Origin of the sequence: Chromohalobacter sp. HP20-39, from assembly GCF_033052815.1 — a bacterium.
GTDB lineage: Bacteria > Pseudomonadota > Gammaproteobacteria > Pseudomonadales > Halomonadaceae > Chromohalobacter.
Map to the genome: position 1 here is coordinate 38,982 of NZ_JAWHTP010000004.1, position 22,766 is coordinate 61,747.

The window sequence follows — 22,766 nt, forward strand, 5'->3', positions numbered from 1 at the left end:
TTTCCCACCTTCCCGCAGGAGCTCAACGCATGGCCAGAATACTCGTGATTGTCGGTGATTTCGTCGAGGACTACGAGATCATGGTGCCTTTCCAGGCACTGCAGGCGATGGGACATGACGTCGACGCGGTCTGTCCCGACAAGAAAAAGGGCGATAGCGTCAAAACGGCCATCCACGATTTCGAGGGTGATCAGACCTATTCCGAAAAGCCCGGCCATCACTTCATCGTGAATGCCAGCTTCGCCGAGATCGAGGCATCAGACTACGCTGCGCTGGTGGTGCCGGGAGGGCGCGCCCCAGAATATCTGCGCCTTGATGAGCGTGTTCTGGCCATCGTGCGGCACTTCCTGGAGGCCGACAAGCCCGTTGCCTCGATCTGCCACGGAGCACAATTGCTTGCCGCTGCGACGTCGCTTGCCGGACGGCGCGTCTCGGCATATCCCGCCTGTGCGCCGGAAGTACGCTTGGCAGGCGGCGAATTCGTCGATCTTGCGGCCGATCAGGCGGTGACCTGTGGTCGCTTGGTCTCGGCCCCGGCGTGGCCCGCGCATCCCGAATGGCTCAAGCAGTTCAACGCCTTGCTGTAAGCCTCACTACCTTTCGAAGCGCATCACGAACCACTCGACATGCCAGTCGTAATGCTCCCTCAAAACTGAGTCGATAGCCACGACGAGCGCCCGTAACGGGCGCTCGTCGTGTTTCCGCGTCTGGTGTTGAGCGCATTGCTTTACTGAGCGGCGATGCATTCAGATGGCCGTGTGCGCATCGTTTTCAGCGAGCGGCGCTCTGGTACTGAATAGTGCGATGACTCAAGACGTAACGTGTTGAGTTGAAAGCTACTTAAATAGGTCTTCTGTTTTTTCGGATGATGACGCATATCGATAGGTATGAGGAGTTTGGTTGTTGTTATTAAAAATTTCATGATTTATCTGATGTCATACTTTTATGTATTTAGGACTTTTTGTGTTTGACGGTTTTTTACATTGCGATAAGAATTGTTAGTGAGCGTTAAGTTAGTGTTTCAAACATTATAATTCGCTCGCGAGTGAGCCTAGGGATCAAGGGGTCCAGGGCTCTGAAGGTTTGTTATAACTGTACAAAGGTGAATAAGATGAAAAAGTTGATTCTGGCTGCAAGCATTCTGTCCGTGATGAGCGGATACGCCGCTGCCGATAGTAATGAAGTCTATATGAATCAGGTAGGCGCTAAAAACTCCTTCAATACCACGCAAACAGGAGATGGCAACAGAGTTGCCACGGATGGTAGCAGGGCAATTCAGCATGGTGCCTTCAATAAGGCAGCTCTGACCCAGGAAGGGAATAATAACTTTGTCCGTCAGGCAGAGCAGTACGGCTTTGGTAACAAGATGACAGGGTTGCAAGATGGGAGCTATAATACCATGTCCTATCATCAGGGTGGCGTTGATAACAAAGGGATCGCACGGCAGTACGGGAATAATAACGTGACCGTTCATACGCAGCATGGTTATAGTAATTCCTTCAACGCTCTTCAGAAGAACTAATATCAGCTGAGCGCGTTGATCCCCGGGCGCTCGTTGTGGCCCGGGGAGCTTTATTGGTAAGCAATATTAAGCGCTATGAGAGCGTCATCATGTTCTACAGGATAAAACAATTCGTATGCGCTTGTGTGCTTTTTTACCCTCTTGCCAGTGAGGGGCAACAGGTGTTCAACCAGTTGTATTGCCGGATAGCGGTAGAGCAGCAGGAGGATATCGTGACGGCAGTCGGCATTATTGAGAGTGTCAAGCCGACGCGTGCGGACTATGTTCTACGAACGCTAAAGATTGATCCAGGTGGGTCGGGAACGATTGAGCAATCCGGTTCCCAACTACTTCAACCGGGTGAGCAGGCGGTCACCTCACGCGTGCAGTTTCGGCTGGCACCGGCAGGCTGGTTGGAGTTTCATTTGACAGTGACCGAGCGGCTTACCGGTACCACCTGTGAAGCAGAAGAGGTCGTGAGTCCTCTCTAGGGCTTGCAAGGTGAAATGGGAGGAAGATCATGAAACACCACCCCGCAGTGCTTGGCTTCCTTGTGTTAGTGGCTATGGTGCCGATGTTACCCGCCGCCATGGGAGAGAGTTCCCTAGCCTTCGTGGAACAGATATCCGAGGCTGAACGTACGACCTATAACAATGGGCGTCAAGTCGCCAGTTTCTCTACACCAGGAGAAGGGTTAATCAATGCCATCGAGACAGGATACTTCGATGATCTTTCTCTTTCTCCCCCCGAGAAAAGTAATGTGACCTATACCCTACAATATGGGAATCGTAACAAGGCAGTGGTGAGTTTACAGGGAGATAAGAATTTGACCTACCAACGTCAGGTGGGAGACGACCTTGAGTCTCATATCAGTTTGGTAGGTCGGCGCAATGCCATCGTCGTCGATCAGAAAGGGAGTCTTCTTACTTCCGATATCGTCGTTGTGGGTGGAAATAAAAAGGTATTGCATCTGCAGCGAGGCGAGAATATTCAAAATCGTCCGCCATTGGTGTTTTCTGGAAGTGAGCATGAAGCGTCTGTGGTGCTGGATACGCCGCACGGCCGTATCAGTAAAGCGATTTCTGAATAATTCTGATAGATAGGGGAGAGTGTCATGATACGTCGAGTGAATTTTCGTCTTTTCCTGGGGGGGGCGTTGCTTGCAACGCTCGGCATCACACCCAGTGCTTTGGCGGGTGATCTGGTATATCAACCTATTAATCCTGCATTCGGGGGAGATCCCTTTTATATAAATTATCTTATGCAGACGGCCGATGTGCAGAATCAGTACAAGGATGATGGCGATGACTACTCATCTTTGTTCGAGGAAGAGACGACGGCTGACAAGTTTGCGGATGCCATACGCAATACTATGATCGCTGGTTCGGCGAGTCAGCTATCGGAGGCTATTTTCCAGGATGGTGCTCCACCCTCGGGAAGCTTTTCCCTGGACGGTGCCATGGTGTCTTACGAGACGGTTGGCGACAGAGTTGTCGTGAATATTTCGGATGGCATCAATACCAATGTTGTAAATATTCCTAGATCGCCTATAGGTCAGTAATGCTAGTGCGATATATCTTATACTATAAGAACTCACGGGTGCGGTATGAATATTATCAAGGGACTTTTGGGGCTGAGCGCGTTGCTGATGATGGGCGGCTGTGTATCTGGCCAGATGATGCCGTCGGAGCCCGCTGGCTTCGTTCAGGAAACCAAGACATCATCGTTGCTCGAAAAACTTCCGGCTGCCGCGCGTCCGATCGATATTGCTGTGTATGAGTTTTCCGATTTGACCGGGCAATACAAGCCGAATGAGAATTTTGCGGAATATTCGCGTGCGGTCACACAAGGTGCTGACGCCATCATGGTGGATGTATTGGAAAAAGCAGGGGAAGGTCAATGGTTCAATGTCATGGAGCGTCGAGGGCTGCCCAATCTACTCAGAGAGCGCCAAGTCATTCAGTCCACTCGTCAGCAGTTCAACGGTGCATCGGCAACGCCTCTACCTCCCCTGACATTTGCCGGTGTCATTGTCGAAGGGGGGATTATCGCCTATGAGACGAACCTCTCCACAGGCGGCGTTGGAGCCCGATACCTCGGCATTGGTGCCAATACTGAATATCGCAGCGATCTGGTGACCGTGAATATGCGCCTCGTCAGCGTGAAAACAGGCCGTGTGTTGAACAGTGTTACGACAACCAAGAAGATTTATTCCTTCCTGGTGCAGGGCTCGGTATTTCGTTACGTTGCCGTCGATGAGCTTTTCGAATTGGAAGCAGGGTTTACGCGCAATGACCCCCCGCAGCTAGCCGTTCGAGAAGCGATTGAGCTGGCCGTCTATACCACTATTATCGAGGGGGCCGAAAATGAGACTTGGTCATTCGCCGATGCCGAGACGGGCAGGCAGGCGATCACAACGTATCATGATCGGATCCAGACGCTGGAAGGCACCCTGGGTAAGATGAATGACGATAAAGAAGTGGCAGCAGCGCTGTAGAGGCAGAGCGGCGTTGTTGATGTCCGCATGGCACGAGACGACAACCACGGCGAGCGCCCAAGATGGGCGCTCGGCTTGTTTCAGGGCATAGCGTCGAGGTCGTCGCGCGTGGGCAGTGCCGTGTAAGCGCCGGGGCGGGTGACGGCGAAGGCCCCGCAGCGACAGGCGCGTTGGGTGGCGTCTCGCAAGCGGGTCTCGTCCTGGCACCAGTCGCCGAGGGTGGCGGCCGTGACATCGGCCTCGGCCAGTTGTGCCAGCAGGCCGCCCACGAAGGCGTCTCCCCCCGCAGTGGTGTCCACGGCCGTCACTTCGGGCGGTGTGACGTGAATCACCTCGCCAAGCCGGTGCACGATGACGGGGGCTGACCCGTCGGTGATCACGATCATTCGCACGCCGGCGGCCAGGCGCCATTGCAGCCAGGTATCGGTGTCGTGATCGCCGCGCAGCAGGTCGAGCTCCTCGCGGGACAGCTTGAGTAGATGCGCGTGGTCGAGCAGGGCAGTGACACGGCCGATATCGACGCGATTATCGGGCCACAGGTTGTGGCGCAGGTTGGCATCGACGCTGATCAAGGCTTCGCCGCGCCGGGCGATATCGGCGATGCTCAGCGTGGTCTCGGCGATTGCATCATCGGTAAGGCTGTTACTGCAAAGATGCAGGATCACTGGCTCGGCGAAGATACCTGCGGGAAGGTCCTCAAGGCGGTAGAGCAGATCCGCCGCGGGCGGACGGTAGAAGTCGAAACGCCGCTCGCCGTGGGCATCGCGCGAGACGAAGGCCAGAGCCGTGCGCGCCTCGCGCGTGCGGCGAATGTCCTCGACCGACACACCATGACGCGCGAGTTCCTCGACGAGAAAGTCGCCGAAGCGGTCGTCGCCGACCATGCCCAAGAAACGACTCGGCAGCCCCAGGCGAGCGCAGGCCACGGCGACGTTAGCCGGCGCGCCGCCCGCATAGGGTGTGAAGGTTTCGGGGAGGTTGCCGGTGGCGCCATCCAGGCGATTGGACAGCATGTCGACGAGCGCCTCACCGAAGGCAATGAGCGGTGTCATGACGTCTTTCCTCGTGGTTTCTTGTTGCTGCCCGGTTTCTTGTCGTCCGGCGTCGACGCCGCCTGCGGCGCGGGGAAGTGCTCGCGCACCAGCGACAGCAGGCCTTGGGTCGACACATCGAAATCTGCGGCGTTGGTGTCAATGCGCTCGCTGATTTCGCCGGCGATGCGCTTGCCAAGTTGTACGCCCCACTGGTCGAAAGAGTTGATATTCCAGATCACGCCCTGGACGAAGACCTTGTGTTCGTACAAGGCGATCAACGCGCCCAGATTCTTGGGTGTCAGCTCATCGAGCAGTAGTGTACTCGAGGGGCGGTTGCCGGGGCAGCTGTAGGGGTCGAGCTGGCTACCGTCCTGGCTGCCTTCCATGAAGGCGTTGGCCTGCGCCAGCATGTTGGTGAGCAGGGCGAAGTGGTGATCTTCGAATTCCGGCTCGGGCTTGAGCGAGGCGATGAAGTCGATGGGCACGTAGCGCGTGCCCTGGTGCAGCAGTTGGAAGAACGCATGTTGCCCGTTGGAGCCCGTTTGCCCCCAGACGATGGGGCCGGTCTTGTAGTTCACCGGCTGGCCGAAGATATCCACCGACTTGCCGTTGGATTCCATGTCGAGCTGCTGAAGAAACGATGGCAGCTGATGCAAGGCCTGGTCGTAGGGCACGATGGCATGCGTCTCGGCGCCGATGAAATTGATGTACCAGATGCCGATCAATGCCATGAGGACCGGCATGTTCTCCTCGAACGGCGCCTCGATGAAGTGCTGGTCCATCTCGTAGGCACCTTCGAGGAGTTCCATGAACCCTTCGAAGCCGATGGACAACGCGATGGGCAGACCGATCGACGACCACATCGAGTATCGCCCGCCGACCCAGGCCCAGAATTCGAAGACGTTTTCCTCGCGGATGCCGAATTCCATCGCGGCTTTGCGGTTGGTCGAGGCCGCGATGAAATGCGCGCCGACATCGGCATCTTCGCCGGCATGGTCGAGGAACCAGCGCCGCGCGGTCTTGGCGTTGAGCAGCGTTTCCTGGGTCGAAAAGGTCTTGGTCGAGACAATGAACAGCGTGGTCGCCGGATCGAGTGCTCTCAGCACTTTCTGGATATGTGCGCCGTCGACGTTGGAAACGAAGTGAAAATTGAGTTCGCCGTTGCGGTGCTTGAGAAGCGCTCGGCAGGCCATGTTGGGCCCCAGATCCGAGCCGCCTATGCCGATGTTGACCACGTCCTTGATCCGCTCGCCGCTATAGCCCTTCCAGTCACCGCTGCGTACTTCTTCCGAGAAGCGCTTGATCTGCTCGCGCGTGCTCTGAATCTCGGGCATGACATCCTTGCCATCGGCGTAGACCGGTTCGTCGCCTAGATGACGCAGGGCGGTATGCAGGACCGGGCGGTCTTCGGTGACATTGATGATGTCGCCGGAAAACATCTGTGCGCGACGCTGGACCAGTGCCGAGTGGTCGGCGAGCTCGATCAGCTTGGCGAGTACGGCATCCGAAACGTGGTGCTTGGAATAATCCAGGAACAGGCCGCCGACACGCAGGCTCATTTTGTCGAAACGTTTGGGGTCGGCGGCGAAGTAATCACTGATGCGATCATTGGCTGTCTCGCGGTGAAGACGTTCGAGAGCGCGCCAGGTGACGCTGCGCGTGAGTTGGAACATGGCGTCATCCTTCTTCATGAGTCGAGCGGCATGACCACGCGGGTCGGTTTGGGTGAATCGTGTCAGCTTGCCATCGGGTCCACAATAGTCATTCGACGAAAGCCGCATGCGAGACGCTGGCTAGGCCACACGGTGACTACGTGCCTCTTCGAGCAATGCGAACCAAGTGGCCCGATCCAGCGTCAGGTTACTGTCACGGTGCAATGCTTGAATACGACTTTCCTTCAGGGTACCGATGACGGGCGCGGGGTGCCCCGGCAGGCGTCGTAGCCATGCCAGTGCCAATCCGGCGGTGCTCGACTCGAACTCTGTGGCGAAATGCTCCAGCGCGCTGCCCAGGACATCCTCGAAGACTAATCCACCGCCTAGTGGCGACCAGGCCATGGGCGCGAGGTCGTCGGCGATGACGGCATCATAGAATCCATCGAAAAGCACTTCCGGACGTGCCAGTGACAGCTCGAATTGATGCGCGCCAAGCGGATGGCGCATGGCGGCTTGCAGGCGTCGCCATTGCTCGGGCAAGAAGTTGGAAACCCCCACCGCACCGATCTTGCCGGCGTCGATGGCGGCATCCAGCGCGGCTGCAGTAGCGTGGGCATCGAGCAGCGGGTCTGGGCGGTGTAGCAGGAAATGTTCGAGGCGTTCGACGCCGAGTTGTGCCAGCGAGGCGTCGATCCGCGCGTTGAGATAGCCGGGAGAGGTATCGTAGTGCTTGACCCCGAAACGCGACGTGTCGCGAGCGGGCAGCACGATATCGGTCTTGGTGATCACCTTGACACGGCCTTTGAGTGCTGGACGCTGTGACAAGGCCTCACCGAACAACCGTTCACACTCGCGGTTGCCGTAGATGTCGGCGTGATCGAACCAAACGAGCCCCTCATCGAGGCGTGCCTCGATCCAGTCGGCCAAACGCGTGGCATCGGCCAGCTCGGGGCGATCGTGGAGGCGCATCATGCCCAGCACGAAAGGGACGTCGAAAGTCAACTCGTCGCTCATTGGGGCATGTCCTCGTGGGTCAGCGTGGTGGCCAGGAGATGCTGGGCGCCGGGCACCAGCCATACGGGGTCGATGCGGGTGCAGGCGGCCTCGACACATAGGAAACGATGGCCGGCATCGGTGGGTGTGTCGCCGGGCAAGTCGGTGTCGGGATGCCAGACTACCGTCGAATCGCTGCCTTGTTTGGCGATCTTGAAACGGCGTACGCCGTCGTCGAGCACTAGGGGGCGGTTGGATTCGTAGATGCGATCCAGCGGGCCGCGTACGCCGAGTTCGCCCTGTTGGTGCGCCTCGGAGAAGTCCAGGCGCTTGTCCAAGTAGCGCGCGCCGGCCAGACCCTCGATACGGCATTGGTGAGCGTGTGCAACGGTGAAGTAGGTATGCAATGCCGCTGTCAGTTTCACCGGTGTTTCACCCAGGTGTTCGGTGATCAATTCGACATGCAGACGCCGGGCGCTAGCGTGGATCACCACGCGGGGCGTGAGTTGTTCGTCGAGGCGCGTGGTCGGTGAAAAGTGCACTTCGACGCCTTCGTCCTCGTCGTCGACCCCGTCCAGTCGCCACTCTGCCTGACGCGCAGTGCCATGCATGGGGCCGCGACCGTCCGGCGACTCGTCGGCGAACCATGGCCAACACACTGGGATGCCGCCACGTATCGTGCCCGGTACGGCTTGTGGCGTGGACGTGACCCACAGCCAACCATCACCGTGTTCGGAGGCGGGCCGAAAATGCAGCACCTGGGCGCCTTGCAGAGAGACCGCTAGCTCGCCCCAGTCGGCATTGAACAATAGTACGCGGCGCCCTTGCCATTCGGCTTCGCGTTGCCCCTGGGTCGCGTCGAGCAATTGACGCAGGGAATCAGGAATCATGCCACCTCCTCGTTATGTAACGCTTCGCAGGCACCCAGCAACCCATTCCAGGGTGCTGTGACCACCCACACGGGAATGTGTGCAGTGTACGCGTGCATGCGCCCTTTGTCGGCGAAGGCGTCACGGAAGTGGCTGTGGGGCAGCCAATCGAGCAGGCGTGGCAGGATACCGCCACACAGATAGACGCCGCCGCGCGCACCGAGCATCAAGGCCGCATCGCCGCTGACATCACCGAGAATCTTGAGGAAACGTTCGAGGGATTGACGTGCCAGCGGATCGCCTGCGCGTGCCGCGCCGGTGACCTCGGCGGGCGTATTGTAATGTGCGACTTGCTTGGCCAAGTGCGCGTGTGCGCGATATAGATCCAGCAAGCCTTGTCCGCAAAGAATGCGTTCCACCGAGACACGCTCGTAGTGCTGATGAAAGTACGCCAGCAGCTCGCGTTCATGCGCGTCGGTGGGCGCGAAGGACACGTGACCGCCCTCGGTGGGCAGTGGTATCCAGTCGTGTTGACCGGGAAAGAGACCCGCCATGCCCAGCCCGGTGCCGGGGCCGAAGATCAATCTTGCGCTGCCGGGAGCGGCTTCGCCTTCCCCCAGCGGCACCAAGTCTTTGGTATCTACATGGGGGACGCCGAGGGCTTGCGCGGTGAAATCATTGATGACCTTGAACAGCTCGAAGCCGAATTCCTCAGTGACCTGGCGCTTGGAGAAGTGCCAGGCATTGTTGGTCATGCGGACTTCATCGTTGTGCACGGGGCAGGCGAAGGCGAGGCAGGCCTCGCTAGGAACGTCTGCGCCCACCTCGTCGAGATAGGCGCGGATTGCATCGGAGAGTGTGGGATAATGGGCACAAGGGAGCGTTCGAATGGCTTGAAGATCGAACGCTCCCGGCGTCACCAAGGCGAAGCGGGCATTGGTGCCGCCGATGTCGCCAATCAAGGCAGGTCGAGTCATTCAAGCGTCCCCGCCTTGCGTTCGTGTCTCTTGGCGCTGAAGGTCCGCAGCCTCGAAGCCACCCAACACGCTGCAGCCTTCCTCGCCGCGCATGGCGAGCTGGCGGAAGCCGGCGAAGAGTTCGCGTCCCAGGCCCACATGATAGTGGTCGAGATTGCCGACAGCCTGCTCGCGTTGTGCCCAGGTTTGTGCGTCGAGTTTTACTTCCAGGCTACCGTTGTCGGCGTCGAGGCGCACGATATCGCCGTCGCGCAGCTTGCCCAGCGGGCCGCCGTCGAGGGCTTCCGGCGTCATGTGGATCGCCGCGGGGACCTTGCCGGAGGCGCCGGACATGCGGCCGTCGGTCACCAGTGCGACCTTGTAGCCGCGATCTTGTAGAACCCCGAGATAGGGCGTGAGCTTGTGCAGCTCGGGCATGCCATTAGCCTGGGGCCCTTGAAAGCGGACGACGGCGATGACGTCACGGTCTAGCTCACCGGCTTCGAAAGCGCCCTGCAGGTCGTTCTGATCCTCGAAGATCCGAATGGGCGCTTCTACCAGGCGATTTTCTTGCTTCACGGCGGAGATCTTGATCACGCCGCGCCCCAGGTTGCCGTCGAGCACCGTCAGTCCGCCGGTCGGGGAGAAGGGGTTCGACACCGGGCGCAGGACGTCTTCGTCGAGGCTTTGCTCGGGGCCTTCGCGCCAGATCAGTTCTCCGTCCTCGAGGAAGGGCTCTTTGGTGTACGCCGTCATGTCGGTACCGAACGCGGTCGGGATGTCGCTGTGGATGAGCCCGGCCTTGATCAGTTCACGGAACAGGAAGCTCATGCCGCCCGCGGCCTGGAAATGATTGATGTCCGCCTGGCCGTTGGGATAGACGTGCATCAGGCTCGGCGTCACCGCAGACAGATCGGTGAAGTCGTCCCAGGTCAGGGTTAGCCCCGCAGCGGCCGCCATGGCCACCAAGTGCAGGGTATGGTTGGTGGAGCCGCCCGAAGCGAGCAGGCCGACGATGGCGTTGACGATGGCACGCGCGTCGACCTGCTTGTAGAAGGGCCGATAATCGCCACCCGGCTCGGTGTTGCGAATCGTCTGCTGGGTGGCGAACTGAGTCAGGGCCTCGCGCATTTCGGTGCCAGGATTGACGAACGATGTCCCCGGCAGGTGAAGGCCCATCATCTCCATCATCAACTGGTTGGAGTTGGCGGTGCCATAGAAGGTGCAGGTGCCGGGGCTGTGGTAGGACTGCGACTCGGCTTCCAGCAGGTCTTCACGCGTGGCCTTGCCCTCGGCAAACAGCTGGCGGACCCGGGCCTTTTCCTTATTGGGTAGGCCGCTGGGCATCGGGCCTGCGGGCACGAAGGTGGCCGGCAGGTGGCCAAAACGCGCCGCTGCAATGAACAGCCCCGGAACGATTTTGTCACACACCCCGAGGTACAAGGCGCCATCGAACATGTTGTGCGACAGGCCTACCGCCGTCGCCATGGCGATGACATCACGTGAAAACAGCGACAGCTCCATGCCCGGCTGACCCTGGGTAACACCATCGCACATGGCGGGGACGCCACCGGCGAACTGGGCGGTCGAGCCCATTTGTCGAGCGGCGTCCTTGATGGTGGCGGGAAAGGTTTCCAGGGGCTGGTGCGCCGACAGCATGTCGTTGTAAGCCGATATGATGCCTAGGTTGGCGGAATTCATCAGCTTGAGCTGGTTCTTGTCCTGGCTGCCGCAGGCGGCCACGCCATGGGCAAGGTTGCCGCAGCTTAGTTCGCCGCGGTGCACTCCGCGCTTGTACTGATCGTGCATGTTCTTTTCATAGAGCGCACGGCGTTCCTTGGAACGCTCTTCGATGCGGCGAGTAACGTCGGCAACGGTCTGATTCAGTGGCATGTCAGGACCTCATCAAGTGCGGTGGGTGATCATGTAAGTAAATTTAGCAAAAAATACCTTGATGGTCGTGCGTCTTTTGGCCAAATTGAGGGAATGGTTGTAGTATTCTTCCAAAAGGTTCTTATCGTATCCTTGGGTTCACGCCAATCAAAGTGCCAATTAAATAGAGGAAGCCATTATGACGCTGCGTATTGCAATCAATGGGTTTGGGCGTATCGGCCGTAACGTCCTGCGGGCTCTCTACGAAAACGGTTATCGCGACCGCGTCGAGGTCGTGGCCATCAACGATCTGGGGGACCCGTCGCTCAACGCCCATCTACTCAAGCATGATAGCGTGCATGGGCACTTTATGTTCGAGGTGGGGCATGACGATGAGTCGTTGAACGTCGATGGCGACCGCATCCGCATATTGTCCGAGCGCGACCCGGCCGCCTTGCCCTGGACATCGCTGAATGTCGATCTGGTCATGGAATGTACGGGGCTCTTCACCAAGCGTGACGCCGCCGCCAAGCACCTTGAAGCTGGCGCCGAGCGTGTGCTGATCTCCGCGCCCAGTGGCGATGCCGATGCCATGGTGGTGTTCGGCGTCAATGAGGACGTGTTGACCAGCGAGCATCGCGTGGTCTCCAACGCCTCTTGCACCACCAACTGCCTGGCGCCGGTCGCCAAGGCGCTCAACGATGCGGTAGGCATCGAAAACGGTTTGATGACGACGGTGCATGCCTACACCAACGACCAGAACCTGTCCGACGTCTACCATAAGGATCCCTACCGGGCGCGTAGCGCGACCCAGTCGATGATTCCTACCAAGACGGGGGCCGCAGCGGCCGTGGGTAGGGTATTGCCAGAGCTCGAGGGCAAGTTCGATGGCCTGGCGGTTCGCGTGCCGGTTATCAACGTGTCGCTGGTCGACCTGACCTTCACTGCAGGTCGTGACACCACTCAGGATGAAATCAACGCCATCGTCGAGAAGGCGGCCGAGAATTCTCCGGTGCTGGCCTCCAATGCCCAGCCACTGGTGTCGATCGACTTCAACCACGATGCCAACTCGTCCACCTTCGATGCCAATCACACGCGCGTCAACGGGCGTCTGGTCAAGGTGATGGCGTGGTACGACAACGAGTGGGGTTTCTCCAACCGTATGCTGGATACGGCACTGGCAATGCACGCGGCCAAGTAAGGCTGTCGTCGGTGACGTAACCACTCCGTGTGGGAGCGTCCGGATACACGTCTCGCGCACTCACGGCTCCGCTCGATCGTTATCCGTTCGCTCTCGCTTCCATCGGGTACGCCAGGTGCCCGGGAAATCAGGCGCCTCAGGGCGCCTTTTTTCTGTCGGGACACTCAAGGTTCGATCCCCTGTGGCCGATGTTCAAAGTAAGGCAGCACTGCATGGCCATCGGATTGCAACTTTCGTGACGATGCCTAAGCTCCTGTAGAGATGACGCAACGCCGTGGCGGGCCTAGGCTCAAGGTAGGGTCGGGCTCATGTCCCTTCTGTGGTAGACTCACAGGGGCATGCATTATTTCTCATCAACGGAACGGGCATCATGCGCGATTTTGTGCAACAGGCTCATCGGCTGGTCGGTGTCATGCTGCGCGACGGACATCGCAATCGCCAAGGCAGAATTACGGGTGTCGATCAATCGCGCGAGACACCTGCCGTCTACGTCGCTTGGTCGGGACAGTCCCGTTGCGAGCGTGTGGCGCTGAGCATTGAAGAGCTGCGCACCTTGGTGTCGGCCTATCTCGAGACACATGATTGCCAAACCGTTGAGCAACCCGAGCCGGAGGCCTCACCCGTCTCGCCGCAGCGGCGAACCGGGGTGCGGTAGTCAGCGGGTGCTTTCGTCTAGTCAGCGGTCGTGTGAATTCGTCACTAAGCCTGTGAAGTGGGGCTATGACTCATTATGGATATACCGGCCGCGAAGGATTTCTCCACGCTTCCTAGTGATTGCGAAGCATTGCTGGAGGGCTCTCCCGCCACCCTGTATGCAACCGGCCCCGGCTGGTGGCGCAACGATCTGCACTACGTTAGCTATAATCTCGCGACGCTGATCGGCGCTACGCGGGCGCAACTTCAGGCCACTCCAGCTTTGTGGCTGGAGCATGTGCGCGATGCCCAGGAAGCCGAGGCCCGTCTGTTTGCGGGGCTGGCAACGGGCGAGTCACGTATTCGCCTATATTACCGCATCTTGGATACCGAAGAGCGTGTTCGTTATGTGCAAGACGATATTGCAGTGCAGCGTGATGCCGCAGGCGAAGTGATCGAGTTGGTCGGTTCCCTGGCCGATATCAGCGAGACTCAGGCCGCGTTGACGCGCCTCGAAGCGCTAGCCGAGAATGAGCGCTTTTACCGATTCATTGTCGAAAATATCAGCGATGCCATCGTACTGATGGACGCTGAGAGCGAGTGTCGCTTCGCGTCGCCGTCGATACGCGGCCTGCTCGGGCATTGTCCTGAATACTTGCACGATCGCGGACTACTGGCGTTGTTGCCGCCGGACGATGCGCCGCGCGTGCAGCGCCTGATACGCGATGCCTCGCGGCGTGGCGAGCCGTTGCGCATGGAGCTACGCATGCGCCATCGACGCGGCCACTATGTGTGGCTGGAAACTTGCTGCTCGCCCTATTTGAACCCTGCCAGTGAGCGCTACGAATGGATCCTCGCGGTGGCCCGCGATATCACTGATCGCAAGCATCGCGAGCATCGCCTGCAGGAGCTTTCGACAACTGATAGTCTCACCGGGGCGCTCAATCGAGACGCCTACTTGAGTTGCTTGCGTAGTGGTCTGGAAGCCGCCGATCATGTCGCTCAGCGTGTTTCCTTGGTAATTTTTGATATCGACCATTTCAAGACGATCAACGACACTTGGGGGCATGCGGCCGGAGACTTGGTGTTGGCTTGTGTGGGTGAAATGTGCCGCACTGCGTTGCGTGATCACGATGTTTTCGGGCGCATCGGCGGTGAAGAGTTCTCGTTGATGCTGGCTGGTCAGTCGCTGAACGACGCGGCGTTGCTGGCAGAGCGGCTACGCAAGAAATTCGAAAGCGTTCGGGTGGAGTTTCATGGCGAATGGTTGAGCTTCTCGGTGAGTTTCGGCGTGGCGGAACGCTACTCCCACGAGGGCGTGGAGTCGCTGCTACACCGTGCTGACATGGGGCTCTATGACGCCAAGCGCAATGGCCGCAACCGCGTGCATCAGGCGCCGCCATCGCCCGTATGAGCATGTTATGCAATAACCCGATCCTCGTATGCGATATCGACGAGCGTTATCCGGACACGGTATAAGAATCAAGGAGAAGAACATGATGCGAATTCTGCTGATCTGCTTGCTGAGCATGCTGAGTTTCGGTGTCTGGGCGGAGACCGTGGAAGGCCCGAAGGTCGTCGGTGAAACGTTTGAGTATTCCACCGGCGGGAAGACATATCAGGGGTATCTGGCACGCAACGTCAACGACGATGAGCCGCGCCCGGCGGTATTATTGGTGCATGAATGGTGGGGGCTCAACGATTACGCCAAGTCACGTGCCGATCAGTTGGCGGCACTGGGCTTCGTCGCCCTGGCGGTCGATATGTATGGCCAGGGTAAGACAGCGGCGCATCCGCAGGATGCCAAGGCGTTTTCCCAGCGCGTGATGAGCGATTGGCCGACGGCGCGCGCGAGTCTCGAAGCGGCCATGGCCAAGCTTCGCAAGCAGCCGTATGTAAGCGATGGTGGCATGGCTGCGATCGGGTATTGCTTCGGCGGTGGCGTGGTGATGAACATGGCGCTGGCGGGCATGCCGATCGAGGCGGCGATCAGTTTCCATGGCAGCCCCACCCAGGCGGTGTCCGAACCGCAACCCTTCGATGGCATCGTACAGATCCATAATGGTGCGGATGATGGGTTGGTGGAGACGCAGGCATTGGAGTCGATGGCACAAACGTTGAGCGAGCAAGGCGCCGAGGTGCGGGTGGTTCAATATCCTGGCGCCAAGCATGGTTTCAGCAATCCGGCATCCGATGCCAAGGCCAAGGAATTTGAGTTGCCGCTGGCCTATGACGCCGCCGCTGACGCGGCATCCTGGCAGGCTGCGCTGGTGGCGTTGGATCAGGCACTCAATAAAGACTGACGCGCAACCTGGCGGCGTACATCGAGCCGCCCTCGCCACTGCTATCTCGCGGGTGTATCAGACTCGCCGGGAGAGGGCTAGCACGCGTTTGGCGAGCTCGATCATGTCGGCGTCACCGGTGTTCTTGTCGGGGACGTCGGAGAGCTTGATGACGGGTATCCAGTGCTGCCCCTCAGGACGTGCCTCGGTCATCTTGATGACCATGTTCATGGGGGTGACGCCGACATCGTTGGTGAAGTTGGTGCCGATGCCGAACGCGGTGGTGATGCGTCCACGACAGAAATTGTCGATACGCTCCACACGCTCCGGGGTCAAGGCATCGGAGAAGATGATGGTCTTGGTGCGTGGGTCAATGCCCATGCGTTCGTAATGCGCGATGGTGGCGGCTGCGAACTCGAGAGGGTCACCGCTATCGTGACGCACGCCGTCGAAGAGCTTGGCGAACTTCTTGTCGAAGCTATCGAAGAAGGTGGCGGAGGTGAAAGTGTCGGTCAGCGCGATGCCTAGATCGCCGCGATAGACATCTACCCAATGCTCCAGGGCCAGGCTATTGGCCATCTTGAAGCCGAAGCGCGCACCGTGAAACATGAACCACTCATGGGCATGCGTGCCGATCGGCTTGACGCCGTGACGCATGGCAAGATGCACGTTGCTCGAGCCGGAAAAGGTATCGCCACCGTGGTGGCATAGCGATGCCACGACACGGTCGTGGACGTCATAGGAATAGCGCCGACGGGTGCCGAACTCGGCAATCTTGAGGCCCAGGCGCTTGTAATGCTCGATCTTGTCGCGGGTGCGGGTATCGATGAGCGCATCGGAATCGCGCTGACCGTCCCCCATCTGATACCAGATCTCGCTGATCAGCGCCATTAGGGGCACCTCCCACAGGATGGTGCGGTACCAGAGTCCTTCGATGCGCAGCGTAAAGTGCCCGCCTTGCTGGACGATCTCGACCTCGCCGGGGTCGTAATGAAACCCCGAGAGGAAATCGAGGTAGGTTGGGTCGAGATAAGGGCAGGTACGTTCCAGGTAATGCTTTTCCTCGAGGGTCAACGATAAATTCGCCATGGCGTCCACTGCCTCGCGCAGTCGCTCGGCAAAGCCGGGGGGGAAGGCATGGTCGCCCCGGTTGATGAACGCATAGCGAGCTCGCGCATAGGGAAAGCGCTTGATGACCGCGCTTTGCATGGTGAACTTGTAAAAGTCGTTGTCGAGGAGCGAATCCAGCATCGTGCATCCTATACGGCGAGGTTCCGGAACAGGGGCGCCAGCTTAGCGCAGCTACGCGGCAGGCACCACTGTTGCCAGGCTGGACGTCGGTCGGAGAGGTGTCTACATGAGGGCCATGACACCGAACATGGTGATCATGAAACCACCGAACAATAACAAGCCTGCGATCGATAGCAGAAGCAGCAAATAGCCGAGGATGAGCGCCGCCAGGGCCCAGGCGTCGCCCTGTTCGCCCGTGCGACGGATCTGCCGGCGTGCCAGATGGCCGCAGACGACGCCCCCCAGTACGCTAGGCAGCACGAAGATGCCCAGCACGCTGAGCGCAAAAGCGGCGATAGCCATAGTATTGAGTTGTGGCGGCGTTGGGGGCGGCGTGGATGGCATGGGCGTGTCGCGGGGCATCGCTTGCTCCAGAAAGGGGTTGGCCTCACCCTAGCATGAGCCGTGATGTTCGGGAATCCGCTTCGGGAGACGTGACGATGGGCTTGACGATACGGGAGCTGCAGCGGGTTGCCGACATTCCCTGTGAGACGTGGAATGCGTTGGTGGGCAGGCAATATCCCTTCCTGCGTCATGAGTTTCTGGATGCCCTGGAGTGTACCGGCTGTGTGGCCGCCGAGAATGGATGGATAGCGCGTCATCTCGCGTTGTGGCAAGACGAGCGGCTGGTCGGTGTGTTGCCGCACTATCTCAAGACACATTCCTTCGGCGAATATGTCTTCGACTGGAGTTGGGCCGATGCCTGGGAGCGTGCCGGTGGCCGATATTACCCCAAACGGCTGAGTGCCATTCCCTTCACCCCAGCCGTTGGGCCGCGCCTGGCCGTGGCATCCGACACTTCGTCCGCCCAGGCCATACAGGCGGTGGCGGCTTTTCTCGAGGAGCGGGGCGACGATTTGTCGAGCTGGCATTTGCTGTTCGCCGATGAGCGTGAAATCACACAGTGGCAAGCACAATGGCCGGCCTTGCTGCGGCGTGAGGCAGTGCGCTTCGAGTGGCGCGATGCCAGCTACGGCGATTTCGAGGGCTTTCTGGCGTCGATGGTGGGGAAACGGCGCAAGGAGATTCGCCGTGAACGCCGCAAGGTCGCTGAACAGGGGTTGAGTCTGCACCGACTGAATGGGAGCGACATCGATGCCGCTGCATTGGCCCACTTCTATCGCTGCTACCGTATCACCTATCTCGAGCGCGGGCAGATGCCCTATCTCAGCGAAGCGTTCTTTACCCGGTTGTGCGCGACGATGGGGGAGTCGCTCATGCTGGTGCAGGTGCGACAGGGCGAAACGCCGGTCGCCGCGGCACTCTATTTGCGAGGCGGTGATACGTTGTATGGACGCTACTGGGGCAGTGAAGTCGTTGCCGACTGCCTACACTTCGAAGCATGTTATTACCAAGGCATTGAATACTGCCTGGAACAGGGCCTGCAACGTTTCGACCCCGGTACTCAGGGTGAGCACAAGTTGATTCGCGGCTTCTCACCTGAACTGAGCACTTCGCTGCATTATTTGCCGCATGCGGGGTTTCGGGAGGCGGTAGAGCGGTTCTGCGTCGAAGAGCGCCAGGCCATGGGTGCGTATCGAATGGCATGCCGCGAGCGTCTGCCGTTTCGCCATGCGCAATGAACGGGCATAGCGTCAAGGGTTGACCATGGGGGCGACCGGAAATGTGACATGAGGAACGCTAGCGAATGAATTTTTTCCATGAGGCAGCGGTACTGCTAGGCGTAGCCATCATCGCTGTGCCGTTGTTTCAACGTCTGGGATTGGGCTCGATACTCGGCTATCTGGCGGCGGGGCTACTGCTGGGGCCGTCCGTGTTCGGCTTCATTTCAGAGCCTGAAGAGGTGCTGCATTTCTCCGAGTTCGGCGTGGTGATGTTGTTGTTCCTCATCGGTCTCGAGATGGAACCCGCGCGTTTGTGGCGCATGCGCAAGAAGCTGTTCGGGTTGGGGGTCTTGCAGCTACTGGGGTGTGGCGTGCTGTTGACGCCCATCGGGCTGGCATTGGGGCTGACATGGGAGCTTGCGGTGCTGCTGGGGCTGATCCTGGCGTTGTCTTCCACGGCGTTCGCCCTACAGCTTCTCAATGAACAGCATCGTCTGGCGACACCTCACGGCCAGACGGCGTTCTCCATCCTGCTCTTCCAGGATCTGGCGGTCATCCCGTTACTCGCCTTGTTGCCGTTATTCGCCGGCGACCTGAGTGGCCACGGTAGTGCGGTATGGCTCGATATCGGCAAGGCCGTGGGCATGGTGTTGGGCGCGATTGTTTTCGGGCGTCTGGTCTTTCCGCGCGTGTTGGCGCTCATCGCACGCAGCGGTGTGCACGAGGTATTCACCGCCGCGGCGTTGTTCTTGGTGCTGGCCCTAGCCCTGGTCATGGAATGGGCGGGTCTTTCCATGGCGCTGGGGGCCTTCCTCGGGGGCGTCATGCTGGCGGATACGGTTTATCGGCACGAGCTCGAGGCCAACATCGAGCCCTTCAAGGGCATCCTGCTGGGGCTGTTCTTCATTGCGGTGGGCATGTCGGTCGATCTGACGCTCGTCTTCGACAACGTAGGGTGGGTGCTGGGCATTACCTCCGGGCTATTAGTGGCCAAGCTGGTCGTCATCACGCTGGTGGGCATGGTGGCACGTCTGCCGCGTCAGGAGATCCCGCGCTTGGCGACGGTGATCGCCCAGGGTGGCGAGTTCGACTTCGTGTTGCTCAGCGCGGCGGTCAGCGCGGGAGTGTTCGATCAACGCATCGCCAGCCTGTGTATCGCAGCGGTGACTCTGAGCATGGCGCTCACGCCGTTTCTCTATCGTGGCGGTAACCGGCTCGCCTCCCGCATGGGGGAGAGCCGCCCCTACGACAAGGACTTTGGCGACGAGACGCCGCCGGTCCTGATCGCGGGGCTCGGGCGCTTCGGTCAGATGGTGGCGCGCGTGCTCAAGTTGCAGGGCATCAACTTTACCGCACTCGATCCCAATATCACCCAGGTGGAATTCATTCGCCGCTTCGGCTCGCGCATCTATTATGCCGACGCCGCGCGTCTCGACGTCCTGCGCTCAGCGGGCCTCGGCCAAGCCAAGGTGCTTGTGATCGCCGTCGATGACGAGGAGGCGGCACTGACCATCGCGCGGATGGTGCGTAACCATTACCCGCAGATCAAAACTTTCGCCCGCGCGCGCAATCGTCATCATGCCTGGCAGTTGATGGAGCTTGGCGTCGATACCGTCGTGCGTGAGACGTTTGCCTCGAGCATGGAAATGAGCGTGGAAGTACTCAAGGGCTTGGGCTATCCCGGTTCCAATGCGTTGGAGGCCGTGCGCACCTTCCGAGACTTCGACAACCAATTGCTGGCAACGTCCTACACGCATCGCCATGATGTGGAGACCTTGAGGAAGACCGAGCATGAAGCCATTGCTGAATTCCAGGCCCTTTTTCAGCAGGAGTTGAAGCAGCGCCGAGGCAAGGAAACAGGCGCCGATACGGCATCGGACACGGCAAGCACATCCACGTCGGACGAACGTTGATTACGCGCCGCCCTCCATGGCGTTACGGGCAGGGCGTGCGCGGTTCAGGAAAGGGACACCGGTTAATGGGAGGTCAATATGCAGGAGTCGCTGCGTGCCCTGCTGGCATCGCAACATCTCGTCGCTCGGGGTGAGCCTCGGGCTTTGGCGGGGGGCGATATTGCCGAGGTCGCCTGGCTGGAAACCGATCAGGGTGCAGTGGTGATCAAACACGACGCCCCCGAGGCCTTGGCCGCCGAAGCCGAAGGTTTGCGCGCCCTGCACCGGGCGAACACAGGGTTGAAGGTGCCGACGGTGATCGTCCAGGAAGGGGAATGGTTGATCATGGAAGCCTTGGCATCGGGCGGTAAGCGCGATGCGGCGAGGTTAGGTGCAGGCCTGCGCGCGTTGCACGCCGTTCACGGCGAGCATCATGGATGGCCGAGTGATAACCGCTGCGGGCCCACGGCGCAATGCAACACGCCCTGTGATGATGGTCGCGTGTTTCAGCGCGAGCAGCGGCTGATGCCGTTGGGCACGGCCTGTGTTGAACGCGGCTTGCTGCCCGCTACGATGTTGGACGCCCTGGGTGATGTCGCTGGTCGGCTCGAGACATGGTTGCCTGACGTATCGCCACGCCTCGTGCATGGCGATCTGTGGTCCGGCAATGTGTTCACCACGCCCGAGGGTCCGGCCATCATCGATCCTGCTGTCTATTACCATTACCCGGAGGTCGATCTGGCGATGCTGACGCTGTTCGGCGCGCCGGGCGAAGCGTTCTTCGAGGCATATTGGGATGGCGCTCGCCCCCATGATTGGGAGCGCCGCGAGACCTTGTTCCAGTTGTACCCATTGCTCAATCACTTGCTGCTGTTCGGTGGTGCCTACCGGGCGGGGGTCGAGCGGGCTATTGCGCGCTTGCAATCGACTTAATGCCGTCGGGACCACATGCGTTGCCACCATGTGATGCCAGCAGGAGGCGGGACACACCGTTCACGTACCCGACGCGTGTCGAGAAACGCGGCGATCGGGGCGCTTTGGGAAGGCTTGTCGAGCATGGGGGCATGGCCGCACCCAGGCACTTCGAGGATACGGGTGCTGGGTTGGTGGTGACGCATGATCGATAGTGTCTGGCGCGACAGGATATCGGATTGCATGCCACGTATCGTCATCAAGGGACAAGTCAGAGCTTTCCAGGCGGCCCACAGGTCGCGGGGTGTGTCGTGCACGAATTGCTCGGCGATACGCGGATCGAAATGGTGACTCCAGCTACCATCGGGTAAACGCCGAGCACTGTCCAGGAGCAGGCGTTGCCATACCGCTTCGCTGTCGATGCCGAAGCTTTGGTAGTGATCGCGGAGTTCCGACTCCAGCGCCTTCAAGGTCGTGAAGCGCTGCGTCGAGATGAAGTGATTCGCCAGGCGTTGCAGGCCCTTGGTTTCGATGGTGGGACCGACATCGTTGAGAATAAGGGCCGCTACGCGGTTGCCGTGCGACGCGTCGGCGGCCAATAGTAGCCCCAGTAGCCCACCCATCGACGTGCCTAGCCAAGGAACGCTCGTGAGTTCGAAGTGATCGAGGACGGCGATGGCAATACGCATGTAATGTGCGTAGAGATAATCGTAGGCAGGAAAGAGCGACCAACTGGAAAGGCCGCGCCCTGGCGTATCGGGAGCGATCAACCGCCAACGGGGGCCCAGCAGGCGCGCCAGGAACTCGAAGTCACCGCCATGGCGCGACAGGCCATGCCAGGCGATCAGTGTCCGAGGGGCGTCGGGATGCCAGACGCGCACGGCGATCTCGAGTTCACGGTGCTGGAGCAGAACAAGCTCATCCACGGCATGGTCCTGAAAATCGACACGTCACCAGTATAGACGTGATGCTGCAATGCAGCAGGACCTTAGGCGTGCCGCGTGATGAGGTAGAACAAACTGTCTATGGCCTCGCCACCGCTTTCGCGCAGCGAGAAACTATCGGGCGCTCGGAGCCAGTCGTGTACCAGACCGCCGATCATCGAGTGCAGCATCAGGGTGGCAACGTCCGGTGCGATCGCGTCGATGAGTAGACCCTCGTCGTGGGCCTGCTGAAAACAGCGCCGCACGACCTCACGGCAATCCGAGGCCAGCCGGTTCTGAAGCTCCACCGGGTTGATGTCGCTGATGAATTCGCAGCGATGGATCAAGATGGTGTGAACACGACACGAGCGAGGACGCTCGAGCATATCGAAAGCGTGCAGTGTGGCAAGACGCAGCGTATCCAGCGGCCCTGTGGCCTGGCGCTCGGCGGTGATGTCGTCGATGATCTGCTGGAGCGGCATCTTGACCCGGTCGAGCATGGCATGGAACAGGTCGGCCTTGTTCTTGAAGTGCCAATACACGGCGCCGCGCGTCATGCCGGCATGGCGCGCAATATGCTCGAGGGAGGTGCGTGAGACGCCCTTTTCGAGGAAGACGTCTTCGGCGGCATCGAGCAAGGCTTCTCGTGTGGCCTCGGCTTCGGCTTTGGTTCTGCGGGGCATGGCGTGAT

General features: G+C 59.6%; 23 protein-coding genes. 13 read left to right on the top strand and 10 right to left on the bottom strand.

Features of this window, described 5'->3' with window-relative positions; translation table 11 throughout:
* Nucleotides 1-29 precede the first annotated feature (29 nt).
* The 6 genes from RVY79_RS09790 to RVY79_RS09815 all read left to right on the top strand — a co-directional run bounded on the left by RVY79_RS09790 (nt 30) and on the right by RVY79_RS09815 (nt 3,998).
* Complete coding sequence (locus RVY79_RS09790) at nt 30-587, top strand: DJ-1/PfpI family protein (RefSeq protein ID WP_317463953.1); 558 nt, start codon at nt 30-32, stop codon at nt 585-587.
* Between the two features lie 524 nt (nt 588-1,111).
* Nucleotides 1,112-1,522 carry a hypothetical protein gene (locus tag RVY79_RS09795; protein WP_317463954.1) on the top strand — a complete coding sequence of 137 codons (411 nt, stop codon included), beginning with the start codon at nt 1,112-1,114 and terminating at the stop codon, nt 1,520-1,522.
* 89 nt (nt 1,523-1,611) lie between these two features.
* Nucleotides 1,612-1,992, top strand: coding sequence for a curli-like amyloid fiber formation chaperone CsgH (gene csgH / locus RVY79_RS09800; protein WP_317463955.1), 381 nt, complete (start codon nt 1,612-1,614; stop codon nt 1,990-1,992).
* A gap of 29 nt (nt 1,993-2,021) precedes the next feature.
* On the top strand, nt 2,022-2,591 hold the full coding sequence (locus RVY79_RS09805) for a hypothetical protein (protein ID WP_317463956.1): 570 nt from the start codon (nt 2,022-2,024) through the stop codon (nt 2,589-2,591).
* Nucleotides 2,592-2,615: 24 nt separating this feature from the next.
* On the top strand, nt 2,616-3,062 hold the full coding sequence (locus RVY79_RS09810; protein WP_317463957.1) for a curli assembly protein CsgF: 447 nt from the start codon (nt 2,616-2,618) through the stop codon (nt 3,060-3,062).
* Nucleotides 3,063-3,107: 45 nt separating this feature from the next.
* Nucleotides 3,108-3,998: a CsgG/HfaB family protein gene (locus RVY79_RS09815; RefSeq protein ID WP_317463958.1), complete on the top strand. Its 891-nt coding sequence runs from the start codon at nt 3,108-3,110 to the stop codon at nt 3,996-3,998.
* Between the two features lie 80 nt (nt 3,999-4,078).
* Here the strand turns inward: RVY79_RS09815 and RVY79_RS09820 are convergent, their stop codons facing one another.
* The 6 genes from RVY79_RS09820 to edd all read right to left on the bottom strand — a co-directional run bounded on the left by RVY79_RS09820 (nt 4,079) and on the right by edd (nt 11,398).
* Nucleotides 4,079-5,050 (bottom strand): carbohydrate kinase, encoded by a 972-nt coding sequence (locus RVY79_RS09820; RefSeq protein WP_317463959.1) that lies wholly within the window; start codon nt 5,048-5,050, stop codon nt 4,079-4,081.
* Nucleotides 5,047-6,705: a glucose-6-phosphate isomerase gene (pgi, locus tag RVY79_RS09825; protein WP_317463960.1), complete on the bottom strand. Its 1,659-nt coding sequence runs from the start codon at nt 6,703-6,705 to the stop codon at nt 5,047-5,049. Before pgi ends, RVY79_RS09820 begins: the two co-directional genes overlap by 4 nt.
* Nucleotides 6,706-6,825: 120 nt before the next feature.
* Nucleotides 6,826-7,701, bottom strand: a complete 876-nt coding sequence (locus RVY79_RS09830; protein WP_317463961.1) for an aldo/keto reductase — start codon at nt 7,699-7,701, stop codon at nt 6,826-6,828.
* Nucleotides 7,698-8,570: a D-hexose-6-phosphate mutarotase gene (locus RVY79_RS09835; protein WP_317463962.1), complete on the bottom strand. Its 873-nt coding sequence runs from the start codon at nt 8,568-8,570 to the stop codon at nt 7,698-7,700. Before RVY79_RS09835 ends, RVY79_RS09830 begins: the two co-directional genes overlap by 4 nt.
* Nucleotides 8,567-9,526, bottom strand: coding sequence for a glucokinase (glk, locus tag RVY79_RS09840; RefSeq protein WP_317463963.1), 960 nt, complete (start codon nt 9,524-9,526; stop codon nt 8,567-8,569). The genes RVY79_RS09835 and glk overlap by 4 nt, the downstream gene beginning before the upstream one ends.
* Entirely contained in the window at nt 9,527-11,398 is a 1,872-nt protein-coding gene (edd, locus tag RVY79_RS09845) for a phosphogluconate dehydratase (RefSeq protein WP_317463964.1), read from the bottom strand. It abuts the gene before it with no gap.
* Nucleotides 11,399-11,576: 178 nt separating this feature from the next.
* Here edd and gap point away from each other — a divergent pair, with 178 nt between their 5' ends.
* From gap to RVY79_RS09865, 4 genes are all read left to right on the top strand, one after another.
* A complete protein-coding gene (gene gap, locus RVY79_RS09850) occupies nt 11,577-12,578 on the top strand; it encodes a type I glyceraldehyde-3-phosphate dehydrogenase (protein WP_317463965.1) in 1,002 nt (333 codons plus the stop codon).
* 370 nt (nt 12,579-12,948) lie between these two features.
* Nucleotides 12,949-13,233, top strand: a complete 285-nt coding sequence (locus RVY79_RS09855) for a hypothetical protein (RefSeq protein WP_317463966.1) — start codon at nt 12,949-12,951, stop codon at nt 13,231-13,233.
* A 75-nt stretch (nt 13,234-13,308) separates the two neighbouring features.
* Nucleotides 13,309-14,625, top strand: a complete 1,317-nt coding sequence (locus RVY79_RS09860; protein ID WP_317463967.1) for a diguanylate cyclase — start codon at nt 13,309-13,311, stop codon at nt 14,623-14,625.
* Nucleotides 14,626-14,707: 82 nt separating this feature from the next.
* Nucleotides 14,708-15,514 (top strand): dienelactone hydrolase family protein, encoded by an 807-nt coding sequence (locus tag RVY79_RS09865; RefSeq protein WP_317463968.1) that lies wholly within the window; start codon nt 14,708-14,710, stop codon nt 15,512-15,514.
* Nucleotides 15,515-15,571: 57 nt separating this feature from the next.
* Here RVY79_RS09865 and pncB read toward each other — a convergent pair whose 3' ends face one another.
* Nucleotides 15,572-16,744: a nicotinate phosphoribosyltransferase gene (gene pncB, locus RVY79_RS09870; protein WP_317463969.1), complete on the bottom strand. Its 1,173-nt coding sequence runs from the start codon at nt 16,742-16,744 to the stop codon at nt 15,572-15,574.
* A gap of 102 nt (nt 16,745-16,846) precedes the next feature.
* Nucleotides 16,847-17,146: a DUF4190 domain-containing protein gene (locus tag RVY79_RS09875; RefSeq protein ID WP_317463970.1), complete on the bottom strand. Its 300-nt coding sequence runs from the start codon at nt 17,144-17,146 to the stop codon at nt 16,847-16,849.
* 77 nt (nt 17,147-17,223) lie between these two features.
* On the opposite strand from RVY79_RS09875, the gene RVY79_RS09880 reads away from it, so the two are divergent.
* The 3 genes from RVY79_RS09880 to RVY79_RS09890 all read left to right on the top strand — a co-directional run bounded on the left by RVY79_RS09880 (nt 17,224) and on the right by RVY79_RS09890 (nt 21,173).
* On the top strand, nt 17,224-18,366 hold the full coding sequence (locus RVY79_RS09880) for a GNAT family N-acetyltransferase (protein ID WP_317463971.1): 1,143 nt from the start codon (nt 17,224-17,226) through the stop codon (nt 18,364-18,366).
* A 65-nt stretch (nt 18,367-18,431) separates the two neighbouring features.
* Complete coding sequence (locus RVY79_RS09885; RefSeq protein WP_317463972.1) at nt 18,432-20,261, top strand: monovalent cation:proton antiporter-2 (CPA2) family protein; 1,830 nt, start codon at nt 18,432-18,434, stop codon at nt 20,259-20,261.
* Between the two features lie 78 nt (nt 20,262-20,339).
* Entirely contained in the window at nt 20,340-21,173 is an 834-nt protein-coding gene (locus RVY79_RS09890) for a fructosamine kinase family protein (protein WP_317463973.1), read from the top strand.
* On the opposite strand, the gene RVY79_RS09895 is transcribed toward RVY79_RS09890, so the two are convergent.
* Together RVY79_RS09895 and RVY79_RS09900 are read right to left on the bottom strand one after the other, a co-directional pair.
* On the bottom strand, nt 21,170-22,078 hold the full coding sequence (locus RVY79_RS09895) for an alpha/beta hydrolase (RefSeq protein WP_317463974.1): 909 nt from the start codon (nt 22,076-22,078) through the stop codon (nt 21,170-21,172). The two genes, RVY79_RS09890 and RVY79_RS09895, sit on opposite strands and share 4 nt — an antisense overlap.
* 62 nt (nt 22,079-22,140) lie before the next feature.
* Nucleotides 22,141-22,758 carry a TetR family transcriptional regulator gene (locus tag RVY79_RS09900; RefSeq protein WP_317463975.1) on the bottom strand — a complete coding sequence of 206 codons (618 nt, stop codon included), beginning with the start codon at nt 22,756-22,758 and terminating at the stop codon, nt 22,141-22,143.
* Nucleotides 22,759-22,766: the final 8 nt, after the last annotated feature.